The sequence below is a fragment of the Flavobacterium sp. J49 genome (assembly GCF_011742145.1).
GTDB lineage: Bacteria > Bacteroidota > Bacteroidia > Flavobacteriales > Flavobacteriaceae > Flavobacterium.
Window position 1 is genome coordinate 1 of record NZ_JAAQQU010000085.1, and the last position, 23,389, is coordinate 23,389.

The 23,389-nt window shown below is 37.9% G+C and carries 15 protein-coding genes; 13 read left to right on the forward strand and 2 right to left on the reverse strand.

The window, feature by feature from the left end; genetic code table 11:
• From HA632_RS02025 to pafA, 4 genes are all read left to right on the forward strand, one after another.
• On the forward strand, positions 1-3,028 hold a 3,028-nt coding region (locus HA632_RS02025; RefSeq protein WP_176305576.1), incomplete at its 5' end, for a gliding motility-associated C-terminal domain-containing protein.
• A gap of 17 nt (positions 3,029-3,045) precedes the next feature.
• Positions 3,046-3,999, forward strand: a complete 954-nt coding sequence (locus tag HA632_RS02030) for a type IX secretion system membrane protein PorP/SprF (RefSeq protein WP_176305577.1) — start codon at positions 3,046-3,048, stop codon at positions 3,997-3,999.
• Positions 4,000-4,009: 10 nt separating this feature from the next.
• A complete protein-coding gene (locus HA632_RS02035) occupies positions 4,010-5,890 on the forward strand; it encodes an OmpA family protein (protein ID WP_176305578.1) in 1,881 nt (626 codons plus the stop codon).
• A gap of 163 nt (positions 5,891-6,053) precedes the next feature.
• Positions 6,054-7,664, forward strand: coding sequence for an alkaline phosphatase PafA (gene pafA, locus HA632_RS02040; RefSeq protein WP_176305579.1), 1,611 nt, complete (start codon positions 6,054-6,056; stop codon positions 7,662-7,664).
• Between the two features lie 36 nt (positions 7,665-7,700).
• Here the strand turns inward: pafA and lysA are convergent, their stop codons facing one another.
• Entirely contained in the window at positions 7,701-8,906 is a 1,206-nt protein-coding gene (gene lysA, locus HA632_RS02045; protein ID WP_176305580.1) for a diaminopimelate decarboxylase, read from the reverse strand.
• A gap of 86 nt (positions 8,907-8,992) precedes the next feature.
• Positions 8,993-9,400, reverse strand: a complete 408-nt coding sequence (locus HA632_RS02050; protein ID WP_176305581.1) for a hypothetical protein — start codon at positions 9,398-9,400, stop codon at positions 8,993-8,995.
• A gap of 186 nt (positions 9,401-9,586) precedes the next feature.
• On the opposite strand from HA632_RS02050, the gene sucC reads away from it, so the two are divergent.
• The 9 genes from sucC to HA632_RS02095 all read left to right on the forward strand — a co-directional run bounded on the left by sucC (position 9,587) and on the right by HA632_RS02095 (position 23,389).
• Positions 9,587-10,780 carry an ADP-forming succinate--CoA ligase subunit beta gene (sucC, locus tag HA632_RS02055; RefSeq protein ID WP_171222685.1) on the forward strand — a complete coding sequence of 398 codons (1,194 nt, stop codon included), beginning with the start codon at positions 9,587-9,589 and terminating at the stop codon, positions 10,778-10,780.
• 103 nt (positions 10,781-10,883) lie between these two features.
• The gene (locus HA632_RS02060) at positions 10,884-12,242 is read left to right on the forward strand and encodes a glycosyltransferase family 39 protein (protein ID WP_194967089.1); all 1,359 of its coding nucleotides are present in this window, start codon (positions 10,884-10,886) and stop codon (positions 12,240-12,242) included.
• The gene (locus HA632_RS02065) at positions 12,242-13,198 is read left to right on the forward strand and encodes a glycosyltransferase family 2 protein (protein WP_176305583.1); all 957 of its coding nucleotides are present in this window, start codon (positions 12,242-12,244) and stop codon (positions 13,196-13,198) included. The genes HA632_RS02060 and HA632_RS02065 overlap by 1 nt, the downstream gene beginning before the upstream one ends.
• Before the next feature lie 11 nt (positions 13,199-13,209).
• Entirely contained in the window at positions 13,210-13,947 is a 738-nt protein-coding gene (locus tag HA632_RS02070) for a bifunctional 2-polyprenyl-6-hydroxyphenol methylase/3-demethylubiquinol 3-O-methyltransferase UbiG (protein ID WP_176305584.1), read from the forward strand.
• A 105-nt stretch (positions 13,948-14,052) separates the two neighbouring features.
• A complete protein-coding gene (locus tag HA632_RS02075) occupies positions 14,053-16,014 on the forward strand; it encodes a tetratricopeptide repeat protein (RefSeq protein ID WP_176305585.1) in 1,962 nt (653 codons plus the stop codon).
• A 29-nt stretch (positions 16,015-16,043) separates the two neighbouring features.
• A complete protein-coding gene (locus HA632_RS02080; RefSeq protein ID WP_176305586.1) occupies positions 16,044-16,802 on the forward strand; it encodes a LytTR family DNA-binding domain-containing protein in 759 nt (252 codons plus the stop codon).
• A gap of 110 nt (positions 16,803-16,912) precedes the next feature.
• On the forward strand, positions 16,913-19,261 hold the full coding sequence (locus HA632_RS02085) for a T9SS type A sorting domain-containing protein (protein WP_176305587.1): 2,349 nt from the start codon (positions 16,913-16,915) through the stop codon (positions 19,259-19,261).
• A 183-nt stretch (positions 19,262-19,444) separates the two neighbouring features.
• Entirely contained in the window at positions 19,445-20,728 is a 1,284-nt protein-coding gene (locus tag HA632_RS02090; RefSeq protein WP_171222692.1) for a citrate synthase, read from the forward strand.
• A gap of 447 nt (positions 20,729-21,175) precedes the next feature.
• Positions 21,176-23,389, forward strand: coding sequence for a hypothetical protein (locus tag HA632_RS02095; RefSeq protein ID WP_176305588.1), 2,214 nt, complete (start codon positions 21,176-21,178; stop codon positions 23,387-23,389).

The window sequence follows — 23,389 nt, forward strand, 5'->3', positions numbered from 1 at the left end:
AACGGGAACTTACACGGCAAACACCACGGTAAATATTGTGAGTGTAGCGAGTTCAGGTACACCGAGTTGTGTTAATCCGCAAACCAGCAGTGTTATATTGACGGTAGTTGATCCGCCAATTGCAGGGAATAGCACGAATACAACAACTTGTGTTTTGAGTCCACCATTTGATTTGTTTCTGTTATTAGGGCCAACAGCCCAAGCGGGAGGTATTTGGTCACCGGCTTTGATGAGTGGGATAGGAGTTTTTGACCCTTCAGTTGATGCAGGCGGAACATATACTTACACACTATCCGGAACAACACCATGTCAACCATCATCTGCATCGGTTCAAGTAACGGTTAATCCGGTACCGGATGCAGGAAATGACGGAACGTTGAATATCTGTTCGAATCAAAATTCAGTTGATTTATTCGCTTCCTTGTCGGGCATCCCTCAAACAGGAGGAACTTGGTCACCGACCTTAGCCAGTGGAACCGGGATTTTTAATCCGGCAGTTGATATTTCAGGAGTTTATACTTATACTGTTATCGGTATTGCTCCTTGTGTTGATGATACTTCAACAGTAACCGTAACAGTGACTCCGGGGCCTGAAGCAGGAACCAATAATTCGGTTACACTTTGTGTCAACAGTCCGGTACAAGATTTAGCTCAATTGTTAGGCCCTAATTCTCAAACCGGTGGAGTTTGGTCTCCTGCCATGGCAAGCGGAACCGGGGTTTTTGACCCGACTGTAGATGCTGCTGGTGACTATACTTACACACTTTCCGGTGCCCAGCCATGCGACAACGATAGTGCCGTCATAACAGTAATAGTTAATCAGGTTCCAAATGCAGGCGATGATAGCTCAGTTACTTTATGTTCAAATAATCCGGCTCAAGATTTATTTTTATTATTAGGATCAAATGCGCAGGCGGGTGGTACTTGGTCACCGGCATTAGCCAGTGGAACAGGATTCTTTAATCCGGCTATTGATTTGGCAGGAACTTATACTTACACAGTTGGGGGAGGTTTATGTGCTACTGATACCGCTGATGTAACGGTTATAGTAATTCAAGCACCAAATTCAGGAGGAACAGGTCAAACCTTAAATACTTGTATCAATATAACTTCTTTGGATTTGTTTACAGGTTTAGATGGTACTCAAACTTTAGGTGGAACCTGGAATGATGATGATAATTCAGGTGCATTGACAGGTAGTATTTTTAATCCGTCAGTAGTGGCTGTTGGAACTTATCATTTTACTTATACAGTTGTTGGAACATCACCTTGTTTAAATGCAAGTTCAACAGTAACAGTTGTTGTTAATCCTTTGCCAAATGCAGGAACATTTACAGGTATAGTTTCATTATGTCCAAGTGTTGGTGTTTTAGATTTGGCTACTTTATTAACCGGACAAAATTCGGGCGGTACTTGGACAGATGGTTCAGCTCAAACGGTTGCCTCACCAATCACTATTATTAATTTGGCTGCCGGAACATACAGTTATACTTATACCATAACTAATTTATGCGGTACAGATACCGAAACAGTTCAGTTTACTATTTTACCAAGTCCGCAATTAACCACTGTTAACGTAACCATTTCTCCGGCTTGTCTTGGAGCCAATGTCGTTGTTAACTTAAACGGAATGGCTGACGGCGTTTATACTTTGAGTTATGATTTGGCAGGAGCCAATACTTTGTCGGGTCAAACGACAACAGTTACAATTGCCTCCGGTGCAGGAAATTTCACTATACCAAACGCATCTCTTCCAAATACCGGAACAACCGTAATTACTTTTACCAATATTTTAAATACCGTATCTAACTGTTCAAGTACATTAACTGGTGTTGCTGCACAAATCATTGTCAGACCTTTAGCGGATATTGATAGTGCCAGTCTGACTGCCAATAGCGTATGTTTCGGAACCGATGTTGTCATTACTATTGCCAATGCCATCAATTTGCCTGATGGAGTTTACCAGTTTAATTATTCCATTCCCGGCGCAACACCAACTTCAGGCGTGACCGGAAATGTAACCATTACCGGAGGCGTAGGACAGTTTACCGTTCCTGCTGCAATATTTACAGCTGCAGGAAATTATACTTTGACCATTATTGGAATCATTGCCGCAACCGGTTGTACCAATCCGAATGAAAATGCAACGGTTAGTTTTGTCATCAATCCGATTCCGGATTTGAATACAGCAATTTTGACTGTTCAGGATACTTGTGCTAATTATGCGAGTCAAGCTACCATTTCAGGTACTGTAAATATGCCGGATGGGGATTATATTATCCAATATCTTTTGAGTGGTGCCAATTCAGCTTCAAATACAGTAACTGTAACTTTTACAGGCGGAATAGGAAGTTTTACTATTCCGGCTACCGATTTGGTTAATAATGGAACGACAGCACTAACCATTAGTCAGTTGAACTCTGTAACTACAACTTGTGGAGTTATTGGGAATGTGGTTATGTCAACTAATTTCGAAGTGACCCAATTAGGAACACCGCAAATCATTCAAGACGGCAATCTTTTCTGTGATGACGACAACCCAACTATAGAAAATTTATCCGGAAATCTTGTCGGATTCCCAACAGTAATTTGGTACAATGCGCCAACGGGTGGGACAGCATATTCTACTACTGATTTATTGGTACACGGAACAACTTATTATGCTGCTCTAACTTCAGCGAGTGGATGTGAAGGTTCTGTCAGATTGGAAGTTATTGTGGATTTAACAGTCTGTGATGATATTTTAATTCCGGATGGTTATTCACCAAACAATGACGGCATCAACGATACTTTTGAAATTGAAAACTTGGCTGTTTTATATCCGAATTTCAAATTGGAAATCTACAACCGTTATGGTAATTTGATTTACACCGGAAACAGAAATACTCCAAATTGGGACGGAACTACATCAGTAGGCGGATTGAATTTGGGAGACAATTTATTGCCAACCGGCGTTTATTTCTACATTTTGAATTTCAATGACGGCACAAGAAAAGCAGTTCAAGGAAGAGTATATCTAAACAGATAAGGAAGATGAGTACAACTATGAAACATAAAATTATTCGCTATTTTTCTGCAATACTCATAGTATTGACCTCTTCTTCTATGGTTGCGCAACAAGATCCTCAGTTTACCCACTACATGTACAATATGAGCGTAATCAATCCGGCGTATGCAACCGAAAATAAGGATGTGATTAACATGGGTGGCATTTATCGTGCCCAATGGGTTGGTATCGAAGGCGCACCCACAACCCAATCCTTTTTTGCCCACAAACCTTTGTCGAGAAAAGTGGAAATGGGTATATCAATTGTTCATGATGAAATAGGCGATGTAGTAGAAGAAAGTAATATTTATGCCGACTTTGCCTATGTGTTATCACTGTCTGAAAAAACCAGATTGTCTTTTGGAGTCAAAGCGGGCGTTACCTTATTTAGTACTAATTTCAACGGATTTCAATACACCAGTCCGTTGCTCGATCCGGCTTTTGAAAATAATATCAGCCAAACCTTTCCTAATGTAGGAGCCGGAACTTATTTGTTTGGTGATAATTATTACTTAGGCTTTTCTACACCAAATTTATTAACCACCAAACATCTCGAAAACACCAACGGCATTGTTACCACCGGAGTGGAAGCCATTCATTATTTCTTGACAGGCGGTTATGTCTTTACTTTGAATGGCAACGACAATTTGAAAATCAAACCTGCTTTCATGGCCAAAGGCGTTGAAGGCGCGCCGTTGTCAATCGACTTAACTACCAATGTGCTTATCAATAATAAATTTGAAGCCGGGTTAGGTTACCGATTAGACGATTCTGTCAGCGGTTTGGCCAGTTTTTATGTGACACCAACTTTGAGAATTGGCTATTCTTATGACTATACACTAACAAACCTTAGAAAGTTCAATACGGGTTCGCATGAGGTTTTTGTTTTATTCGACCTTGATTTAGGCCGACTATCAGGAAAAGGGTATGATAAATCACCAAGATTCTTTTAAAATGGATACGATGAAAAAAATCTTCTACATACTTTTTGTTTTTTGCAGTATCACCACTCTTTTTGCCCAAAAAAAAGTTACTGTCAAACAAGCCCATGCTTTGTTTGACCGAAAATCCTATGTCAAAGCAGCAGCGGCTTATGAGCAATGCGAACAGTCTCAAAAAGTGTTGCAGAATTTGGGCGATTGTTACTACTACAATTTCCAAATGGATAATGCCGTGCGGGCTTATGGCCAGTTGTTTTTTACCTATAAAGACAGCCTTAAAAAAGAAGTGTTTTTCCGTTATGCCAATGCGCTGAAAGGAATCAAAGATTTTGACAAGGGCGATGCCATCATGTCGGAATATTTAGGTTTCAATCAAAATACGCCTAAGTTTATGAAGAACGTTACCCGCAATACACCCAACAGTTTCAAATTGGAACCCATGTCCAAAAACAGAACCAATGGAGATTTCGGAATTGCGTTTTATGGCGACAAAGTAACTTTTGCATCGCTCAGAAATGCCGATGAAAAAGCCTATGGTTGGAATGACAGACCATATTTAGACTTGTTCATGGCTTCGGTAAATGACAAAGGACAATTGGTTCAAGTTGAGCCTTTTCCGGATATCATCAATACCAAAAAACACGAAAGTAATGCTGCGTTCAGTGCCGATGGTAAAACCATGTATTTCAACAGAAGTGGCGATAAGCAGGTCGAAATTGGCAACGAAAGAGTGGCTACGGTAAAAATTTATAAAGCAGAATTTGTTGATGGTAAATGGACCAATGTTAAAATGTGTTCTTTCTCCAGTGATGAATATTCCGTACAGCATCCATTCCTGACCAAAGATGGCAAAAAATTATACTTCGCCAGCGATATGAAAGGAACCATCGGTTCTATGGATATTTTTGTGGTAGATATTTTGCAGGACGGCACTTTCAGCCAACCGAGAAATTTAGGCGAAACTATTAATACTATTCACCGTGAGCAATTCCCTTTTGTAACCGAAGACGGTACGTTATACTTTGCTTCTGATGGTCATCAAGGCAATGGAAATCTGGATATATTCATGAGCTATAAATTGACTGATACCGAATTTGATAAACCGTTAAATCTTGGCTCGACCATCAATAGCGAAATGGATGATTTCAATTTTATTTTGGACGAAGTCAATGACAAAGGGTATTTTGCTTCCAACCGAACCGGTGATGACAATTTATACACTTTTGTTCGCGAAGAAAACAAGCTGCAATATTTAGTCGAAGGTGAAGTAAGAGATTTGAAATCCTTAGAACTTTTGCCCGGCGCTACTGTGAAATTATACAACGACAAAGGCGAATTGCTCGAAGAAGTTTTGGTCGGCAAAGATGGTGATTTTACTTTTAATACTGAGCCGAATAAGAAATACAAAATCATGGCTTTCAAAGATTTCTATATTCCGGCAGAAGCCGAATTTGATACCAGTCAAAAAGGCAAAGTATATATCGATTTGCAAATGAAAGTTGAGTCCTATTATGACGCCGAAGACATCATCAATAAAAAAGACGACGGAACGGTTTTAATCGAATTGGAAAATATTTACTTCGATTTAGACAAATGGAACATCAAGCCACAAGCGGCACAAGTCTTAGATGTATTGGTTGGTTTGTTGAAAAAATACCCTTACATGGAAATCCAAATCGGATCGCACACCGATACCAGAGCTTCCGAAATGTATAATTTAAGATTGTCAAACCGAAGAGCGGCATCGGCTTTAGAATATTTGGTGCAAAACGGCATCGACCGAAAAAGACTGAAATCTGTAGGTTACGGCGAAAGCAAACCGTTGATTATTTGTCCGAAAAATGATTGTACCGACAGCGAGCACGCTACCAACCGCAGATGTACTTTTATGATATTAAAATAAGTTAGTTGTTGAGTGTTGTTATAAAAATTGGGATTTTGAACGCAAATGCATACTTTAATTAGTATGCATTTGTTTTTTGGTATAAACCTAACTTTAGATTAACATAAATATTCAGAAAGGATTGCGTTGTAATTCCTATTTTTGTGTTTCAATACTTTCTTCTATGAAAAAAATATTCTGCTTATTATCCTTCCTTATCGTTCCCGGTCTTTTGGCCCAACAAAGACCCAAACTGGTGGTTGGTATTGTCATTGACCAAATGAAAATGGAATACTTATACCGTTTTCAAAGTGATTTTTCTGAAAATGGTTTCAAACGATTGATGAATGACGGATTTACGTTTCACAATATGCATTACAATTATATGCCAACCTATACTGCGCCCGGCCATGCTTCCATTTACACCGGAACGACACCGGCCATGCATGGCATTGTGAGCAACGAATGGTTTCACCGTACGTTAAAGAAAGAAGTGTATTGCACCGATGATGAGAGTGTAACGACTTTAGTGCCGGGAACTGAGAAAGAAGGCAAAATGTCACCCAAAAGCCTTCAAACCACCACCATCACCGATGAGCTAAAACTCAGCACCAACTTCAAAGGCAAAGTTATAGGCATGAGCATCAAAGACCGTGGTGCCATTCTTCCGGCCGGACATTTTGCGGATTGGGCTTTTTGGTATACCAAGACCGGTGAGTTTATCTCAAGCTCATTTTATGGCAATACTTTGCCAACCTGGGTCGACGAATTCAATAAAGAGAAACAATATTTGCCTTATATGAACAGCGGTTGGTCTTTGCTAAAACCCATCCAAACTTACAATGAAAGTTTGACAGATGCCAACAATTACGAAGGCAAATTGTATAAAAAAGAACCTGTTTTTCCATATAATTTAAAGGAAATGTATGAAGGAAACGATGCCGGAGTATTGCGTGTTACGCCTTTTGGGAACGATGTTTTAGCCAATTTGGCCAAAAGAGCTATCGAGAAAGAAGCTTTAGGGAAAGATGATATCACCGATTTTTTAGCCGTTAGTTTTTCTTCTACCGATTATATCGGACATACATTTGGACCGCGTTCGATAGAAATTCAAGACACTTATTTGCGCTTGGATTTGACCATAGCCGATTTTTTAAACTATTTGGATAAAACCGTAGGCAAAGGAAATTATTTGGTTTTTATGACGGCAGATCATGCGTGTTCCGAGAATTCAACCCACTTAAAAGAAAATAAGTACAACGTAGATAACATCAGTTATAAAGATGTTTCCAAAGATTTAATTGCTTTTTCCGAACAGAATTTCGGGATCAATTTATTGTTGAAATACGACAGCTATAATGTTCACTTCGACAAAGAAATAATCAAAACCAAAGGCTTGGATTTGGCCAAAGTAAAACAAAGTTTCAAAGACTTTTTATACACCAAAAATTATGTAAAAAGAGTTTATACCGAAGAAGAAATCTTGGCTTCTTCTATTAGCGATCAGTTGTTGGGATTTGTTCATAAAGGTTATGATCCAACCCAAAACGGCGATTTGTATTTTGTGTACAAACCTGGTTTTGTAGAGTATTCCGCGACCGGCGCCACACACGGTTCTCCTTATGCTTATGATACCAATGTTCCATTGATATTTTATGGCTGGAACATTAAAAAAGGGGAATCTTTTGACAAAAAAGTAATCACCCAAATTGCGCCGACTTTGGCCCAAAAGTTAAAAATAACCTTGCCCAATGCGACCGAAAGCGAAGTGCTTTTGGAAGTACTTGATAAATAATAAAAAACCCCGAAAGTTTATTTCGGGGTTTCTTTTTTATACTTCAACCATAATTTGGTTTTGTAACAAATCTTCAAAGGTTTCTCTTTCTCTAATCAAATGACCTTTGCCGTTTTTCCATAAAACTTCGGCTGGTTTAAAGCGCGAGTTGTAATTGGAAGCCATCGAGAAGCAATACGCTCCGGCGTTGCGGAAACACAAAGTGTCACCTTCATGGATTTCGGTAATTCTGCGGTTGCTGGCAAACGTGTCCGTTTCACAAATATAACCTACCACGGTGTAAAAACGCTCTTTCCCTTTCGGGTTAGAAATGTTTTCAATAGTGTGTTGTGAACCGTAAAACATCGGACGGATTAAGTGGTTAAATCCGGTGTCAATTCCGGCAAAAACAGTAGAGGTTGTTTGCTTGATGACATTGACTTTGGCCAAAAAATAGCCGGCTTCACTCACCAAGAATTTGCCCGGTTCAAAAGCCAAGGTCAACTCGCGACCGTATTCTTTTTCGAATGCCAAAAAGCGCTTGGTTAATTTTTTACCCAATTCTTCTATGTTGGTTTCGATATCTCCTTTTTTATAAGGTACTTTAAATCCGGAACCAAAATCCAAGAAGTCTAAATCTTTAAATTGTTTCGCGGCATCAAATAAAATTTCGGCAGCATACAAGAATACTTCGATATCCAAAATATCAGAACCGGTATGCATGTGTATTCCGTTGATGTGCATTTTGGTGTTTTCTACGATGCGTAAAATATGTGGAATTTGATAAATTGAAATCCCGAATTTACTATCGATATGACCTACGGAAATATTTTCATTTCCACCGGCCATTACATGCGGATTGATGCGAATACAAACCGGAACTTTCGGGTGTTTGGTGCCAAAATGTTCCAATACGGAAAGATTGTCAATGTTGATTTGTACACCCAATTGGGCTACTTCTTCAATCTCTTCGAATGAAACGCCGTTGGGTGTAAAGATGATTTTGTCGGGGGTAAATCCGGCATGCAAGCCCAATTGTACTTCCTGAATAGAAACGGTATCAAGGCCAGAACCCAAGTTCTTCAGTAGCTTCAGAATAGAAATGTTTGACAAGGCCTTCATTGCATAGTTAATTCTAAGCTTCTCTACCTTGGCAAAAGCATTGGTTAAACGATTGTACTGAAACTCAATTTTTTCAGCATCATACACATAAAGTGGATTCCCGAATTCACGGGCCAATTGTTCTAATTCTGTCGGTTGCATAATTGTTATTTAATTAAGCTGCAAAGCTAAGTCTCAAGTGGCGCAATTCCAAGGAAAAAAATAGCAGAATTCGTGCTTTTTGAAAGCTATTCCACAAATTGAAGCCTGAAGCCATCTGCAATTGATTGGTCAACTACGAGACTGTTGTTGGTAACAGTGAAGCATCCCATTTCAATACCGTCGATTTTAAGAATCTCTCCGCAAGTAAACTCAGGGTTCTCCACAATCTGGTAATTGTAAACACCGGTTTCAAATACGTCCCATTTATCTAAATCAGTATTGTTATTGACTATACTAACCATTTGTGTGGTCGGATTAAAGTCCCACGTAATTAATCCGGGTTCAAAATCGTTGTCAATTCCGGCAAAAGTGCCGCTTACATTGACCAATTTCCATTGTCCTTGTACGGTGTTGGGATTTGTATTAGAATCATTACTGCAACTTGATTGTAAAACCAGCAGTATTATACCCAATGTTAAGATTGCTTTTTTCATGGTCTTTTGATTTAAAAATCAGATGATTTAGCTTCAAAAGGGTTGCGTTGTTTTTTTTAAAAAGTTTCCACTTGATAAATATACTAAATTGGTATACATTTCTTTTTGGTTTGGTTGTAATTAATTACTTTTGTGGCACATTTGGTTGAATTCAATTTTCAGCACTTCACAAACTAACTATTTATTATGAACATACACGAATATCAAGGTAAAGAAATTTTAGCCAGTTATGGCGTTCGAGTTCAACGTGGCATTGTGGCAAACAGTCCCGTAGAAGCAGTAGCGGCAGCCAAACAATTGACAGCAGAAACCGGTACAGGTTGGCATGTAATCAAAGCACAAATTCACGCGGGTGGAAGAGGAAAAGGCGGCGGCGTAAAATTGGCCAAAAACTTGCAACAAGTAGAGGAAATATCAGAACAAATTATCGGGATGATGTTAAAAACACCTCAAACACCACCTGAAGGGAAAAAAGTTCACAAAGTTTTAATCGCAGAAGATGTTTATTATCCGGGCGAGAGTGAAACTTCTGAGTTTTATATGTCAGTTCTTTTAAACAGAGCCAGAGGAAGAAACATGATTATGTATTCTACAGAAGGCGGAATGGATATTGAAGAAGTAGCCGAGCACACACCACATTTAATTTTTACGGAGGAAATTGATCCTGCAGTAGGTTTGCAAGGTTTCCAAGCCAGAAGAATTGCGTTTAACTTAGGGCTTTCCGGAAATGCTTTCAAAGAGATGGTAAAATTTGTGGAGGCTTTATACAATGCTTACATCGGTTCAGATGCATCCATGTTTGAAATCAATCCGGTTTTAAAAACCTCTGACAATAAAATTATGGCGGTTGATGCCAAAGTAAATATAGACGATAATGCTTTGTTCAGACAGCCAAAATATGCTGACATGCGCGACATTCGTGAAGAAAATCCAATCGAAGTAGAAGCCAAAGAAGTAGGTTTGAACTATGTTGACCTTGACGGAACGGTTGGTTGTATGGTAAACGGAGCAGGATTAGCCATGGCAACCATGGACCTAATTAAATATGCAGGTTTTGAACCGGCGAACTTCTTAGACGTAGGTGGAACCGCGGATGCAAAACGTGTGGAAACCGCTTTCCGTATTATCTTAAAAGATCCAAATGTAAAAGCGATTTTGATTAATATTTTTGGTGGAATTGTTCGTTGTGACCGTGTGGCGCAAGGAGTTGTTGATGCATACAAAAATATGGGTGACGCTATTAAAGTGCCGATTATTGTTCGTTTACAAGGAACCAATGCAGAAATTGCCAAAGAATTAATTGACAATTCAGGAATGCCGATTTTATCAGCGGTACAATTCCAAGAAGCAGCTGACCAAGTAAAAGCAGCATTGTCTTAAAAGTAAATTACAACTTATAAGTTACAAAGTGAAAAACCCGAGTGAAAGCTCGGGTTTTTTTATTATTTTTCGACTTTATTTTTATCACCAAGTCAAACGGTAAATGGATATTAAAAATTTCTCCACCAAAAGGGTAAACCTTCTGATCATTTTGATTTCGTCACTAATGATGATTGTCGTGCTCAATTTGCCTTTTAAAGCAAAACCTTTTGGAGATATGACCTTTCATGAAGAAGCAAAGCATTTGGCCTTGTATTTAAAAGGTGACATCGGGTATGATAAAGTCACTATTACCAAAGCGCCCGGACCGGTATTTTTTTACACTGCACCTTATTTGATTGCGCCTTCGGACGCTACAGATAACCAACTTTGGGTTTATGCCGTAGTATTTACTTTTATCATCATTACCATAAGTTTACTGCTGATTTTTAAAATTGGCTCCAGTCTTTTTTCCAAAGAAGTGGGATTGTTGAGTGTATTGCTATTCTTTATCTTTCCTATACATTGCTATTATTCCTTAGGGATTTTAGCTGAAGTGCCTGCGTTTTTTTCGCTGACTTTGGCTTTGTACGGTTGGTCAAGAATTGCAAAAGAAGCAAGAGAAACTAAAAGTTGGCTGCTATTGTTGTTAGGGCTTTGGTTTTTGATCCTCAACCGACCTAACACAATGTTGTTATTGTTGATTGGGTTCTTGTTGGTGGTTTATGCCTTTTTCAAGAACAAACAATTCTTTAAAACCTATGGAAAGAAACTGGTATTGACTTTCACTTGTGTAGGTTTAATGGGCTATGGAACATTACAATTGGCCAAAATGGTTACCGGAACCAAAAGCGGTTACAATCAGGAAGGCCTTCTATATTTTGTCGCGCACCAAGGCCGATTTCAATTCAGAGAAGAACCAACCGATTTCCGTTTTTGGGAAAGCGATATCAGACCGGATAGTAAAGATTATCAAAATTGGGGTAAAAGCGGAGAAGCTTTAGGTAAAATCATAGAAGAAACCAAACGCTCTCACGGCGACGTTTACCGAGAGTTCTTAATTAATGACGCTTTAGAACATCCTTTTCTGTTTACCAGACAGTTTTTTGTCAAATGTTTTTATGGTCACATGTATTTTATCAACAGCGTAAAACCCAAAGATTTTCATCTTGGACCTATTCACGGTGTTATGGGTTATTGGCTGGTTATTTTTATCATTAACTTTATCAATATTATCATCATACTTGGTGCTGCTTTGTTTTTGGTTAAAGAAAAAAGTCTTAACAATTATTGGCTTTTTTGGGGTGTAATTGTGGCCTTATTGATTTTCCACGGATTGACTTACATGGAGCCGCGTTATATGTTTCCGGCGCGAGTGGCTTTGTATATTATGAGTGCCGCCGGATTATACCGCTTGCCTTGGATTCAAAGAAAAGTTAACTATCTTTCGGGACTTGTTTTTACCACTAAATCTGTCAGCTAATGGAAAATCATGACAAACCTATTATTGGTGTAGTGTCACCATGCTATAATGAGGAATTGGTGTTGCCGGAAACTTCCGTGCAGTTGAATGCCATCATAGCCGATTTAGTTTCGCGCAATATTATTTCTGAAAAGAGTTTTGCTGTTTTTGTGGATGATGGGAGCAAAGACAAAACTTGGAATATCATCGAAGAAAAAGCGTTGCAATTAACCCATATCAAAGGACTGAAATTGGCCGGAAATGTAGGTCATCAAAAAGCATTATTAGCCGGATTACTGACTTTTAAAGACGAAGCCGATGCCTTGATTTCTATCGATGCCGATTTGCAGGATGACGTTCGCGTGATAGCAGAAATGATAGTCAAATACAAATCGGGAATTGATGTAGTGTACGGCGTTCGCAAGGAAAGAGCTACCGATACTTTTTTCAAAAGAAACACCGCCTTGCTGTTCTACAATTTGATGAAGAAAATGAAGGTCAATATCATTCACAACCATGCCGATTACCGTTTGTGCAGCCAAAGAGTTTTGAATGCTTTGGCCGAATTCGGAGAAGTGAATTTGTTTTTACGAGGAATTATCCCAACCATCGGTTTTAGCAAAGAGGTCGTTTATTATGACCGATTAGAACGCTTTGCCGGCGAATCCAAATACCCTTTCCGAAAAATGGCGGCTTTTGCCTGGAATGGCGTGACTTCTTTTAGCAATTATCCACTGAAATTGGTGACCATTATTGGTTTTGTTATCTTTTTCTTTTGTTTGATAATGACCGGTTATGCCCTGTTTGCTTTGTATACCGGAAACGTGGTTCCCGGTTGGCTTTCAACGGTTTTACCCATGTATTTTTTGGGCGGCGTTCAGTTGTTTTGTTTCGGAATTTTAGGCGAGTATATCGGCAAAATTTATTCGGAAGTAAAGCAAAGACCTCGCTATTTTATTGATAAACGAGTAGATTAAGAAAATAAACTATGAAAAAAGATTTTGAGAAAAAATACCACGATGTAGAAACCGACCATTGGTGGTTCAAATCAAGAAGAAAATATTTACTCGACCTATTGGAAAATGTTCCGAAAGACAGTAAAATATTAGACATTGGCTGTTCTTCCGGGGTGTTTTTAAAAGACTTGGAAAAATTGGGTTTCGCACTCGAAAATTTGTACGGCGTTGACATCAGCGACAAGGCTATAGCCAATTGCCAAGCCAACGGCATTCCCAATACTTTTGTAATGGATGCGCAAAACATAACACTTGCGGAATCTTTTGACATCATAGTGGCTTCCGACTGTTTGGAGCATTTGCAAGACGATAAACAAGCCTTGAAGAACTGGAAATCTTTGCTGAAAGTAGGTGGAACGATGTATGTTTTTGTGCCGGCTTTTATGTCGTTGTGGAGTTATCACGATGAAGTAAACATGCATTACCGACGGTATACTAATGCCGAGTTAAGAGCGAAAATTTCAAATGAAAACCTGGAAATTCTCAAATCGAGTTATTGGAATTTCTTTTTGTTTTTACCGGTTTACCTCTTCAGAAAATTGACGGCTGTTTTCCAAAAAAACAAAACCGGCGAAAGCGATATTTCTATTGGGAATACCTTTGTAAACAGCATTTTACTGCAGTTGATTGTTTTTGAGAACAAGTTGTTGAAAATGGTTAACTTCCCGTTTGGTGTCAGCACTTTTTGTGTTGCCAAAAGAAAAGCGTAAGAGCCGCTCTTTCAAATTCTAATTCAAACCACCTAAATACTCATTTTGAGCATTTCAACCGAAAGGAAATACTATTTTTGTTTGGAACATTACACAAATGTACGAATGAGAATAGAAAAATACTTTCTTTTATATGGGTTGCTGTTTTTTTCTGTGCTGTGTTGGTCACAAGACCAAAAAACAGACAGTTTGATTTCGGCTTTACAAAAAACCAGAAATGATATAGACAAAGCCGAATTGCTCAATGCAATTGCCGATCAATACAAAACAAGTGATCCGAAGTTGATGTTGGATTATGCCCAAAAAGCCTTTGATTTGGCCCAAAAGATTGATTACCAATTGGCCGAAGGCAATGCCATGCTCAATATGGGAAACGCCAATATCATTGTTGGGAATTATGCCAAAGCCTTGCAACATTTTACCGATGCCCAACATCTTTTTGAAACCATAACTGTAAAAGATGACACCGAAAAGCAAAAAGGACTGGCCAAAGCCTTAGGGAGTATTGGCATTGTTTTTTCGGAACAGAGCAATTATTCGAAAGCACTACAATATTATTTGAAAGCGGTTACAATTTATGAGCGACTCAAAGACGAGGAAAAGTGTGCCAAGCTCTACAACAACATCGGTATCGTTTACAAATCAATATCGGCCGATTTTAAAGCCTTAGAATATTTTATCAAAGCCCAAAAAATACAGGAAAAGCGCCATGATCCTAATTTAGGCATTACTTATACCAATATTGGAAACGGTTACTTAAAGCAAAACAATTTACCCAAAGCTTTTGATTACTACAGCAAAGCCAAAGCCGCTTTAGACAAGCATCCGAATCCGAGAGCTTTAGGCGAATGGTATAATAATGTCGGGTTGTATTACAAAGCCTCTAAGCAGAATGAGCAAGCGGTGTCTAACTGGAAATCGGCCATTAAGACCTTTGCAAGTATTGATGACAAATTCGGAGTAGGCGATAGTTACATTCATTTGGGCCAATTGTTTTTGGAACAGAACAAACTGTCGGAAGCGATTACCATGGCTGAAAAAGCATTGGCTTTAGCCAAAGAGATCAAGGTCTTAGAGCAAGTGGTCATCACCGAAAAACTACTGAGTGACATATACGCCCAACAAAATAAACCGGCTTTGGCATTGGCGCACTTTAAATTGTACAGTCGTGCCAAAGACAGTTTGACCAATGCCGAAAACATCAGAAGAAGCGTGGAAGAAGAATTAAATTTTGATTTTGAAAAACGTGAAACTATCCACCAAAAAGAAATTGAAAAAAGAGATTTGTTGCTCAAAGAAGAATCCAAGCGAAACACTTTACAACTCTTTTTTGCCGCTATTTTTGGATTGTTATTGTTCGGAATTGCTTTTTTGATTTACAACCGAATCCAACTCAAAAAGAATTTAACTTTACAAAAAGAATTAGCCGAATACGAACAGAAAGCGCTGCATTTGCAGATGAATCCGCATTTTGTGTTCAACTGTTTGGGATCGATTTCGAGTTTTATTGTGCAAAACGGAACTGATTCGGCTATCAAATATTTGTCAAAATTCTCTAAATTGATGCGATTGACTTTAGAATATTCCAAAGAATCACTGATTCCCATCGACAAAGAAATTGAGAGTTTGCAAAATTATTTAGAATTGGAGCAACTGCGTTTTAATAATAAATTTACTTTTTCAATTTTTAAAAGTGATGCGATAGAAGACGATGTGGCTTTACCGCCATTATTATTGCAACCTTTTGTGGAAAACGCCATCATACACGGAGTGATTCCTAAAAAGGAAATCGGAAGTATTGCCGTGCGTTTTACGGTAGAAAAAGACAGTCTGATTTGTACGGTGGAAGACAACGGGATTGGTTTTAATGAATCCAAAGCCCAAAAAGAAAATTCGGTAGTTGCCCACAAATCAATGGCGTTGGATATCACTAAAAAGCGTTTGGAAATGATAGAATCAACGACCAAACAAAAAACAGAATTCAAAATAGAAGAAGTAAAAACCCATCCCGAAGAGATTTTGGGAACCAAAGTAACTTTGCATTTGCCGATACAATATAGTAAATAGTTACGAGTTCAAAGTTAACCCAAACCCATATGATTACAGCCTTATTAATTGATGACGACTGCAATTTGAGAAACGGAATGAAAAGTCTGTTGGCTCGTTACGCACCCGAAATCAGGATTGTTGGAGAAGCCGATAGTGTCGAAACCGGTGTACCTTTGTTATTGCAAAATCCGCCGCAAGTGTTGTTTCTGGACATTCATTTGGGCGATGGTTCGGGCTTTGATTTATTGGAAGAAGTCAATAAAAAAGGAAAGTTGAATTCTCAAATTGTTTTTATCACAGCGCACGAACAGTATGCCGTCAAAGCCTTCCGATTTAGTGCTTTGGATTTTTTGCTGAAACCGGTTGACCCCGAAGAATTACAGAAAGTAATCGGCAAACTAAAAGATGTTATTGATAAAAATGATAACGTATCGCATATCGATTTGTTGTTGGAAAACATTCGAAAGAAAGTAGATAATTTCAAACGCATTGCTTTGTCCAACTCAGACGGCATCCATCTTTTTGAAGTGAGCGACATCATTCGTTGCGAAAGCGAAGACAACTATACCAAGTTTTACATCAAAAACAGTAAACCGATTTTAATATCGAAGACTTTGAAAGAATACGAAGAATTATTAACCGAACACGGATTTGAACGGATTCACCAAAGTCACTTGATTAATCTGGCTTATTTGAAATCCTATATCAAAAAAGACGGCGGTTATGTGGTTATGGCAGACAACAGTAATCTTCCTATTTCGCAAAGAAAAAAAGACAGGTTACAGGAATTATTAAAGATGTTGTAACGAATTCTAAATCAGAATAGGTCATTACTCATTTGCTAAAGATTACTAAAACAACATACAGTAAATTTATATTATCAAATAAAATCAATCTAAAACGAATTCTATATACTATGAAAAAATTATACTTTTTATTATTGCTGATGTCAGGATTGGTCAATGCCCAAATAGTTAATATACCGGATGCCAATTTTAAAGCAAGGCTTTTGGCAGCGAACTCGACAGTTGACATAGCCAAAGACAGTGCAGGAAATAATATAGCCATTGATCAAAATGCCGATGGTGAGATTCAGGTTTCTGAAGCATTATTGGTGTATTCTTTGAATAATTTGAATTACTCCAGTCAGTTTCCTATCTACGATTTGACCGGAATTCAGAGTTTTCAAAATATTACCTTATTGAATAGCGGTACGAGTTATTTGACCACTTTAGATTTGTCAAACATGCCTAATCTGGAGATATTATTTTGTGGCGGTTCTAATTTGACCAGTCTTAATGTGAATGGTTGTAGCAGTTTGATTCAAATTGTTTCTGAAAACAGTCAGTTGACGTCTTTGGATTTGAGCGGTTTGAGTCAGTTGGTTTATGTTTATGTAGATAATAATTTATTGCAAAACATCAACTTAACGGGAACAACCAGTTTAACTACACTAAGTTGCGCCTTCAATTCTTTAACCACTTTAGATGTGAGTTCTTGCACAAATTTACAGTCATTGTATTGTCCGTTTAATCAATTGACCTCGATTAACTTTACCGGATTGACCGCAATAGAATCCTTATACTTGCACAGTAATCAGTTAACTAATCTAGATTTCAGCAATATGCCCAATTTGAGTTATGTTAACTGTTCGGCCAATTTGCTAACTACGGTGGATGTTTCCAACAATCACAATTTTACTACACTTATTTGTACCGATAGTCCAAACCTTGTGAGTGTTTTTATGAAATTCGGAAGACCGGCACTATCTATAAACGGAGGTTATCCACTAACGAATAATCCGAATTTGCAATATGTATGTATGGATGAATACAGAATTCCGGGATTTTTACAATATTTCCAAGAGAATGGGATGTCTAATGTTGTGGTTAATTCGTATTGTTCTTTTACCCCCGGAGGAAATTACAATACCATCACAGGTACTGTAACCGTAGACAATGACAATAACGGTTGTGATACAGGAGACGGTTTTAATCCGTATATCCGAATGAACATTGCCGGCTTTAGCGGTCCGGGAGCGACATTTACCAATGCACAAGGGCAATATACATTCTATACTTTATCCGGAAACTTCACCATCAATCCCAGTATTGAAAATCCTTCTTGGTTTACCGTTTCACCACAAAATGCCAATATCAACTTTGCCAATTTTAATAACAATGTTGTTACTCAAAATTTTTGTATTGCACCAAACGGAATCCATCCCGATTTAGAAATTGTAGTAGCGCCGGTTAATCAGGCACGTCCGGGCTTTGATGCGGTTTATAAAATTGTATATCGCAATAAAGGAAATCAAACATTGTCACAACAGTATGGCGTTAATTTCTTCTTTAATCAAAATTTAATGGAGTTGGTTTCCACTTCAGTAACGCCATCAACCTCGGGTCCGGGAAGTTTGTCTTGGGATTATGCCAACTTAAGACCTTTTGAAAGCAGAGCCATTTTGGTAACCTTTAATATCAATGCGCCGACAGATACCAATCCGGTGAACATTGGAGATATTTTAAATTACACCGCTTCTATATTACCGCAAGCCGGCGATGAAGACACAATGAATAATTTATGTGTTTATAACGAAATGGTTTCAGGTTCGTTTGATCCCAATGATATCACTTGTATTGAAGGTAATATAGTAGCTCCGAGTGAGATTGGAGATTATTTACATTATATGATTCGATTTGAAAATACAGGTACGGCAGAAGCAGAAAATATTGTTGTGCGAACCGATATCAATCCGGCCGATTTTGATGTGAGTTCACTACAATTATTAAGTGCCTCACATGACATGTATACCAGAGTGACCGGCAATACCGTGGAATTTATTTTCGAAAACATCTTGTTAGAATCCGGTGGTCATGGCAATGTATTGCTCAAAGTAAAATCAGTAGGTTCGTTGCAACAAGGCGATAATGTAAACAAACGAGCTAACATCTATTTTGATTACAATTATCCGTTAGAAACCAATGATTATGAGACAATTTTCCAAGCGCTTAGCAATCCTAATTTCGAATCAGATCGTTCCATCAGTATTTATCCAAACCCAAGCAGTGGCGTTGTCTATATTAAAGGCGATTTTAATATCAAATCAATTCAGTTGTTTGATGTACAAGGCAGACTTTTACAAACCAACATAGTAAATGAAAATAATACAACTATCGATATTGCTGCCCAAAATGTCGGAGTGTATTTTGTTAGAGTGGTATCTGATAAAGGAATTAAAGTAGAAAAGTTAGTGAAGCAATAAATTTGGGTTAAATTAATTGTGATAAAGGCGTACGCAAGTGCGCCTTTTTTTACTTATATATCAATTTTGCAAAATTTATCAAATAATTAACGAAAACGTTGCCGTAATTCTTTTTTATTTCATTTCGAATTCCCTAATTTTGTTAAATTATTAATTTATCAAGATTTATTTCCATTTTATATCATGTCTAAAACAGCTATATTAGAACTTGATGGCGTAAAGTATGAGTTTCCTGTAATTGTAGGAAGTGAAAACGAAGCCGCCATCGACATTGAAAAACTTCGTGCATTAACGGGCGCTATCACACTAGATCCGGGTTATAAAAATTCAGGATCATGTAAGAGTGACATCACTTTCCTTGATGGAGAAGAAGGTATCCTTCGCTATCGTGGTTATGCCATTGAAGATTTGGCCGAGAAAGCCGATTTTCTGGAAGTTTCTTATTTAGTAATTTTTGGTGAACTGCCAACTAAAGCTCAATTAGAGCAGTTTGAAAATGATATCAGAAAATATACGTTGGTTAATGAGGAAATGAAAAACATCATTGATGGTTTTCCGAAAACAGCTCACCCAATGGGCGTTTTGTCTTCACTAACCAGTGCGCTTACCGCATTCAACCCCAAAGTGGTTGATGTAGAAAATGAAAAAGAAATGTACGAAGCCGTATGTAAAACCATGGGTAAATTCTTGGTGATTGCTACCTGGACGTACAGAAAAATGATGGGTTATCCTTTGAATTATTACGACAATACTATAGGTTATGTTGATAATTTTATGCAGTTGATGTTTAAATTACCAACCGGACCATATAAAGCAAATCCTGTAGTAATTGACGCCTTAGATAAATTGTTTATTCTTCACGCCGATCACGAGCAAAACTGTTCGACTTCTACGGTTAGAATCGTTGGTTCCTCCCATGCAGGATTGTTTGCTTCTATCTCTGCGGGTGTTTCGGCACTTTGGGGACCATTACATGGTGGTGCCAATCAAGCGGTATTGGAGATGTTGGAAGCCATACAAAAAGATGGTGGAGACGCCGATAAATATTTGGCAAAAGCGAAAGACAAAGATGATCCGTTCCGTTTGATGGGATTCGGACACCGCGTTTATAAAAACTTTGACCCAAGAGCTAAAATCATCAAAAAAGCAGCCGATGAGGTATTGAACACTTTAGGGGTTGATGATCCGATTTTAGATATTGCTAAAAAATTAGAGGCTTCAGCTTTAGTGGATGATTACTTTGTATCCAGAAAATTATATCCAAACGTTGATTTCTATTCAGGAATCATTTACCGTGCTTTAGGAATTCCAACCGAAATGTTTACCGTAATGTTCGCTATCGGACGTCTACCGGGTTGGATTGCACAATGGAAAGAAATGCGTATCAACAAGGAACCAATAGGACGTCCAAGACAAGTTTATACGGGTTATCCGCTGAGAGATTTCCAACCAATGGATAAAAGATAAATCCAATTAATATTTTATTGAACTCCTTGCTTTTGCAAGGAGTTTTTTTATACCCAATACTCAGGTATAAGCCATTTTTTTAGGCAATACCTTTTTATTGTCGTTGTTAACTCATTTGTAATGAGTGATGTAAATATATCCTGATTTTTTTTTCACTGCTCCGATTTAGTCTTTCTTTTGTTAGTATTTCATGTATTTAAAATTCGTAAGAATAATACAATTATAATTGATAAAAAGATGTATTTAATCGATTAAATATGTATTTTATAGATGTTTTAAAAAAATAATATAATTTTGTCAATGTAAAAATATATGCGCTACAAGCTATTTCAATGTGCAACCTACAAAATGCATTGAAAGTGTTATAAATAAAATTTAAGCCAAATCCAATCAACCCTGATAAATGAGTTTTTAAATTATTTTTCTAATGCCCCAAATTTTTTAGTTATGAAAAAAAAATACCTTTTATTTACGACGTTAGTTCTTTTGACAGTTGTTTTTGAAACTAGCGCACAAGTTGACAATACATTTTCAGGAGAAGGTTCAGGTGTGAACAACACCGGGAATTTTAATACCGGCTTCGGTAAAGATGCTTTGATGAACAACACCAGTCACAGTAATAATGCTTTTGGTGCAAGAGTTTTGTCTGTAACAACAGGCGGTTTTAACAGTGCTTTCGGAAATGAATCTTTGGCAAATAACACCAGTGGTTCACTTAATAGTGCTTTTGGTACTCGAAGTTTATGGAACAATTTAACCGGAAAAAGTAATATTGCATTTGGGCACAGAGCAATGGAGGCGAATGTTTTTGGTAGCAACAACACCGCAATTGGTTATGGTGCGTTGTTGTATTCTACCGGAAGCAACAATATTGCCTTAGGGATAAATACACCAAAAAATTTAGTTTCAGGGAATAATAATATTTTTATTGGAGCAGAAACCGCAAAAAACCTAATCAACGGAAGTTACAATGTTTTTTTAGGAAATGTTAGCTTGGAAGCTACACCATCTTCGGCTAAAGTTGCTGGAAATAATACAGATGCGACTATTATTTTGGCTGATGGTTTAGGAAACCAAAGGGTTTTCATTAACAAAGGAGGGAACGTAGGTATTGGTTTAGGGAATAATGTAATTCCGGCCAACAGACTCGATTTAGGAGGAGGAATGGTGATAGGAAGAAATTATGTTCCCAATGCCGCTACTACTGCTTCCAATACGACTTTAGCACCACTAAACGGTATGTTGGTTGAAGGTAAAGTTGGAATTGGAAATAAATCACCAAACAATAAAGTTGAAATTACACATGGTGTAAATGGTAACTCCGGACTTCGATTTACCAACTTAACCAGTCAATTTAATCCGCCAGCCAGCCAAACTTCAACAAAGTTTTTAACCGTAAATGCCAATGGTGATGTGGTATTACAAAAAATGGCCGGTTTAACGAATTCGAATGTAATGTCATCTAATGCCAATTTGATGACGACCAATGTTAATAATATTGCCGCTTCAGCGCCTATAGTGAATTCAATATCGAATAGCATTACCGGTAATCAATTGGTTACTACTGTTAATGGTGTGCCAAGTGCTCCGGTAACTTTACCACAGGGAATTTTAACCGAAGTTGATGGAAGCGTAACCAATGAGTTACAAACGATTTCACTATCAGGAAACACGATTACACTATCCAACGGTGGAGGTTCTATTACCATTCCGACCGTTGTAGATACTGATACAGATGCTCAGAATTTAGCTTTAGCAGGAAATGTACTTTCTATTACTAATGGAAATAGCGTTACACTACCGGCTGATGTACCGCAAACACTTTCACAAACCGGTAATACCATCACGCTTTCAAATGGCGGAGGTTCAGTTACCATTCCCAATATGACTGATACCGATCAACAAACCTTAACCTTAAACGGACAAGTACTTTCTATCTCTAATGGAAATAGTGTTGTTTTACCTACACACGGACCGCAATCTATCACTCAAAACGGCGCGATTGTTACTTTATCCAACGGAGGTGGTTCAATAACGCTTCAATCCACTACAGTAACCGCAGGAAATAATGTAACAGTAATAGGCAACGGTTCATCCGGGACACCTTATGTAGTTAGTGCTAACGACACCAGTCTTTATGCAGATAATGGTGCTATCAATACAGCGACCACCGTTAATGGAAACAGAATTGTGGAAATGAACAACAGTAACCTTTGGTTCAGCACAGGAAACAGCAGTGCCAATGGTAAAATTTACTTGGGATCAACAGCTACTTATCCAAGTACTACCGGAAACTACAGACTTTTTGTTGAAGGTGGAATTATGACCGAGAAAGTAAAAGTGGCCTTAAGAAGTTCTGCCAACTGGGCGGATTATGTTTTTGCCAATGACTATAAATTAATGCCGTTGAAAGAAGTTGAAACTTTTGTAAAAGCTAACAAACATTTACCGGGTGTTGATTCTGCAGAAGCATTAGCGAAAAACGGAATTGATGTTGCTGAAATGCAGTCTAAACAAATGGAGAAAATTGAAGAGTTAACACTTTACATCATTGATCAAGATAAAAAAATAGAAGCTCAAGGCAAAGCCATCGAAAAAAACAGCAAAGAAATTGAAGAGTTGAAAGCTCAAATACAAGCTTTGATTGCAAAAACTAAATAA

Coding starts and splice junctions, on each gene's coding strand:
- HA632_RS02030 (WP_176305577.1), top strand. CDS start 3,046: ATGAAACATAAAATTATTCGCTATTTTTCTGCAATACTCATAGTATTG.
- HA632_RS02035 (WP_176305578.1), top strand. CDS start 4,010: ATGAAAAAAATCTTCTACATACTTTTTGTTTTTTGCAGTATCACCACT.
- pafA (WP_176305579.1), top strand. CDS start 6,054: ATGAAAAAAATATTCTGCTTATTATCCTTCCTTATCGTTCCCGGTCTT.
- lysA (WP_176305580.1), bottom strand. CDS start 8,906: ATGCAACCGACAGAATTAGAACAATTGGCCCGTGAATTCGGGAATCCA.
- HA632_RS02050 (WP_176305581.1), bottom strand. CDS start 9,400: ATGAAAAAAGCAATCTTAACATTGGGTATAATACTGCTGGTTTTACAA.
- sucC (WP_171222685.1), top strand. CDS start 9,587: ATGAACATACACGAATATCAAGGTAAAGAAATTTTAGCCAGTTATGGC.
- HA632_RS02060 (WP_194967089.1), top strand. CDS start 10,884: ATGGATATTAAAAATTTCTCCACCAAAAGGGTAAACCTTCTGATCATT.
- HA632_RS02065 (WP_176305583.1), top strand. CDS start 12,242: ATGGAAAATCATGACAAACCTATTATTGGTGTAGTGTCACCATGCTAT.
- HA632_RS02070 (WP_176305584.1), top strand. CDS start 13,210: ATGAAAAAAGATTTTGAGAAAAAATACCACGATGTAGAAACCGACCAT.
- HA632_RS02075 (WP_176305585.1), top strand. CDS start 14,053: ATGAGAATAGAAAAATACTTTCTTTTATATGGGTTGCTGTTTTTTTCT.
- HA632_RS02080 (WP_176305586.1), top strand. CDS start 16,044: ATGATTACAGCCTTATTAATTGATGACGACTGCAATTTGAGAAACGGA.
- HA632_RS02085 (WP_176305587.1), top strand. CDS start 16,913: ATGAAAAAATTATACTTTTTATTATTGCTGATGTCAGGATTGGTCAAT.
- HA632_RS02090 (WP_171222692.1), top strand. CDS start 19,445: ATGTCTAAAACAGCTATATTAGAACTTGATGGCGTAAAGTATGAGTTT.
- HA632_RS02095 (WP_176305588.1), top strand. CDS start 21,176: ATGAAAAAAAAATACCTTTTATTTACGACGTTAGTTCTTTTGACAGTT.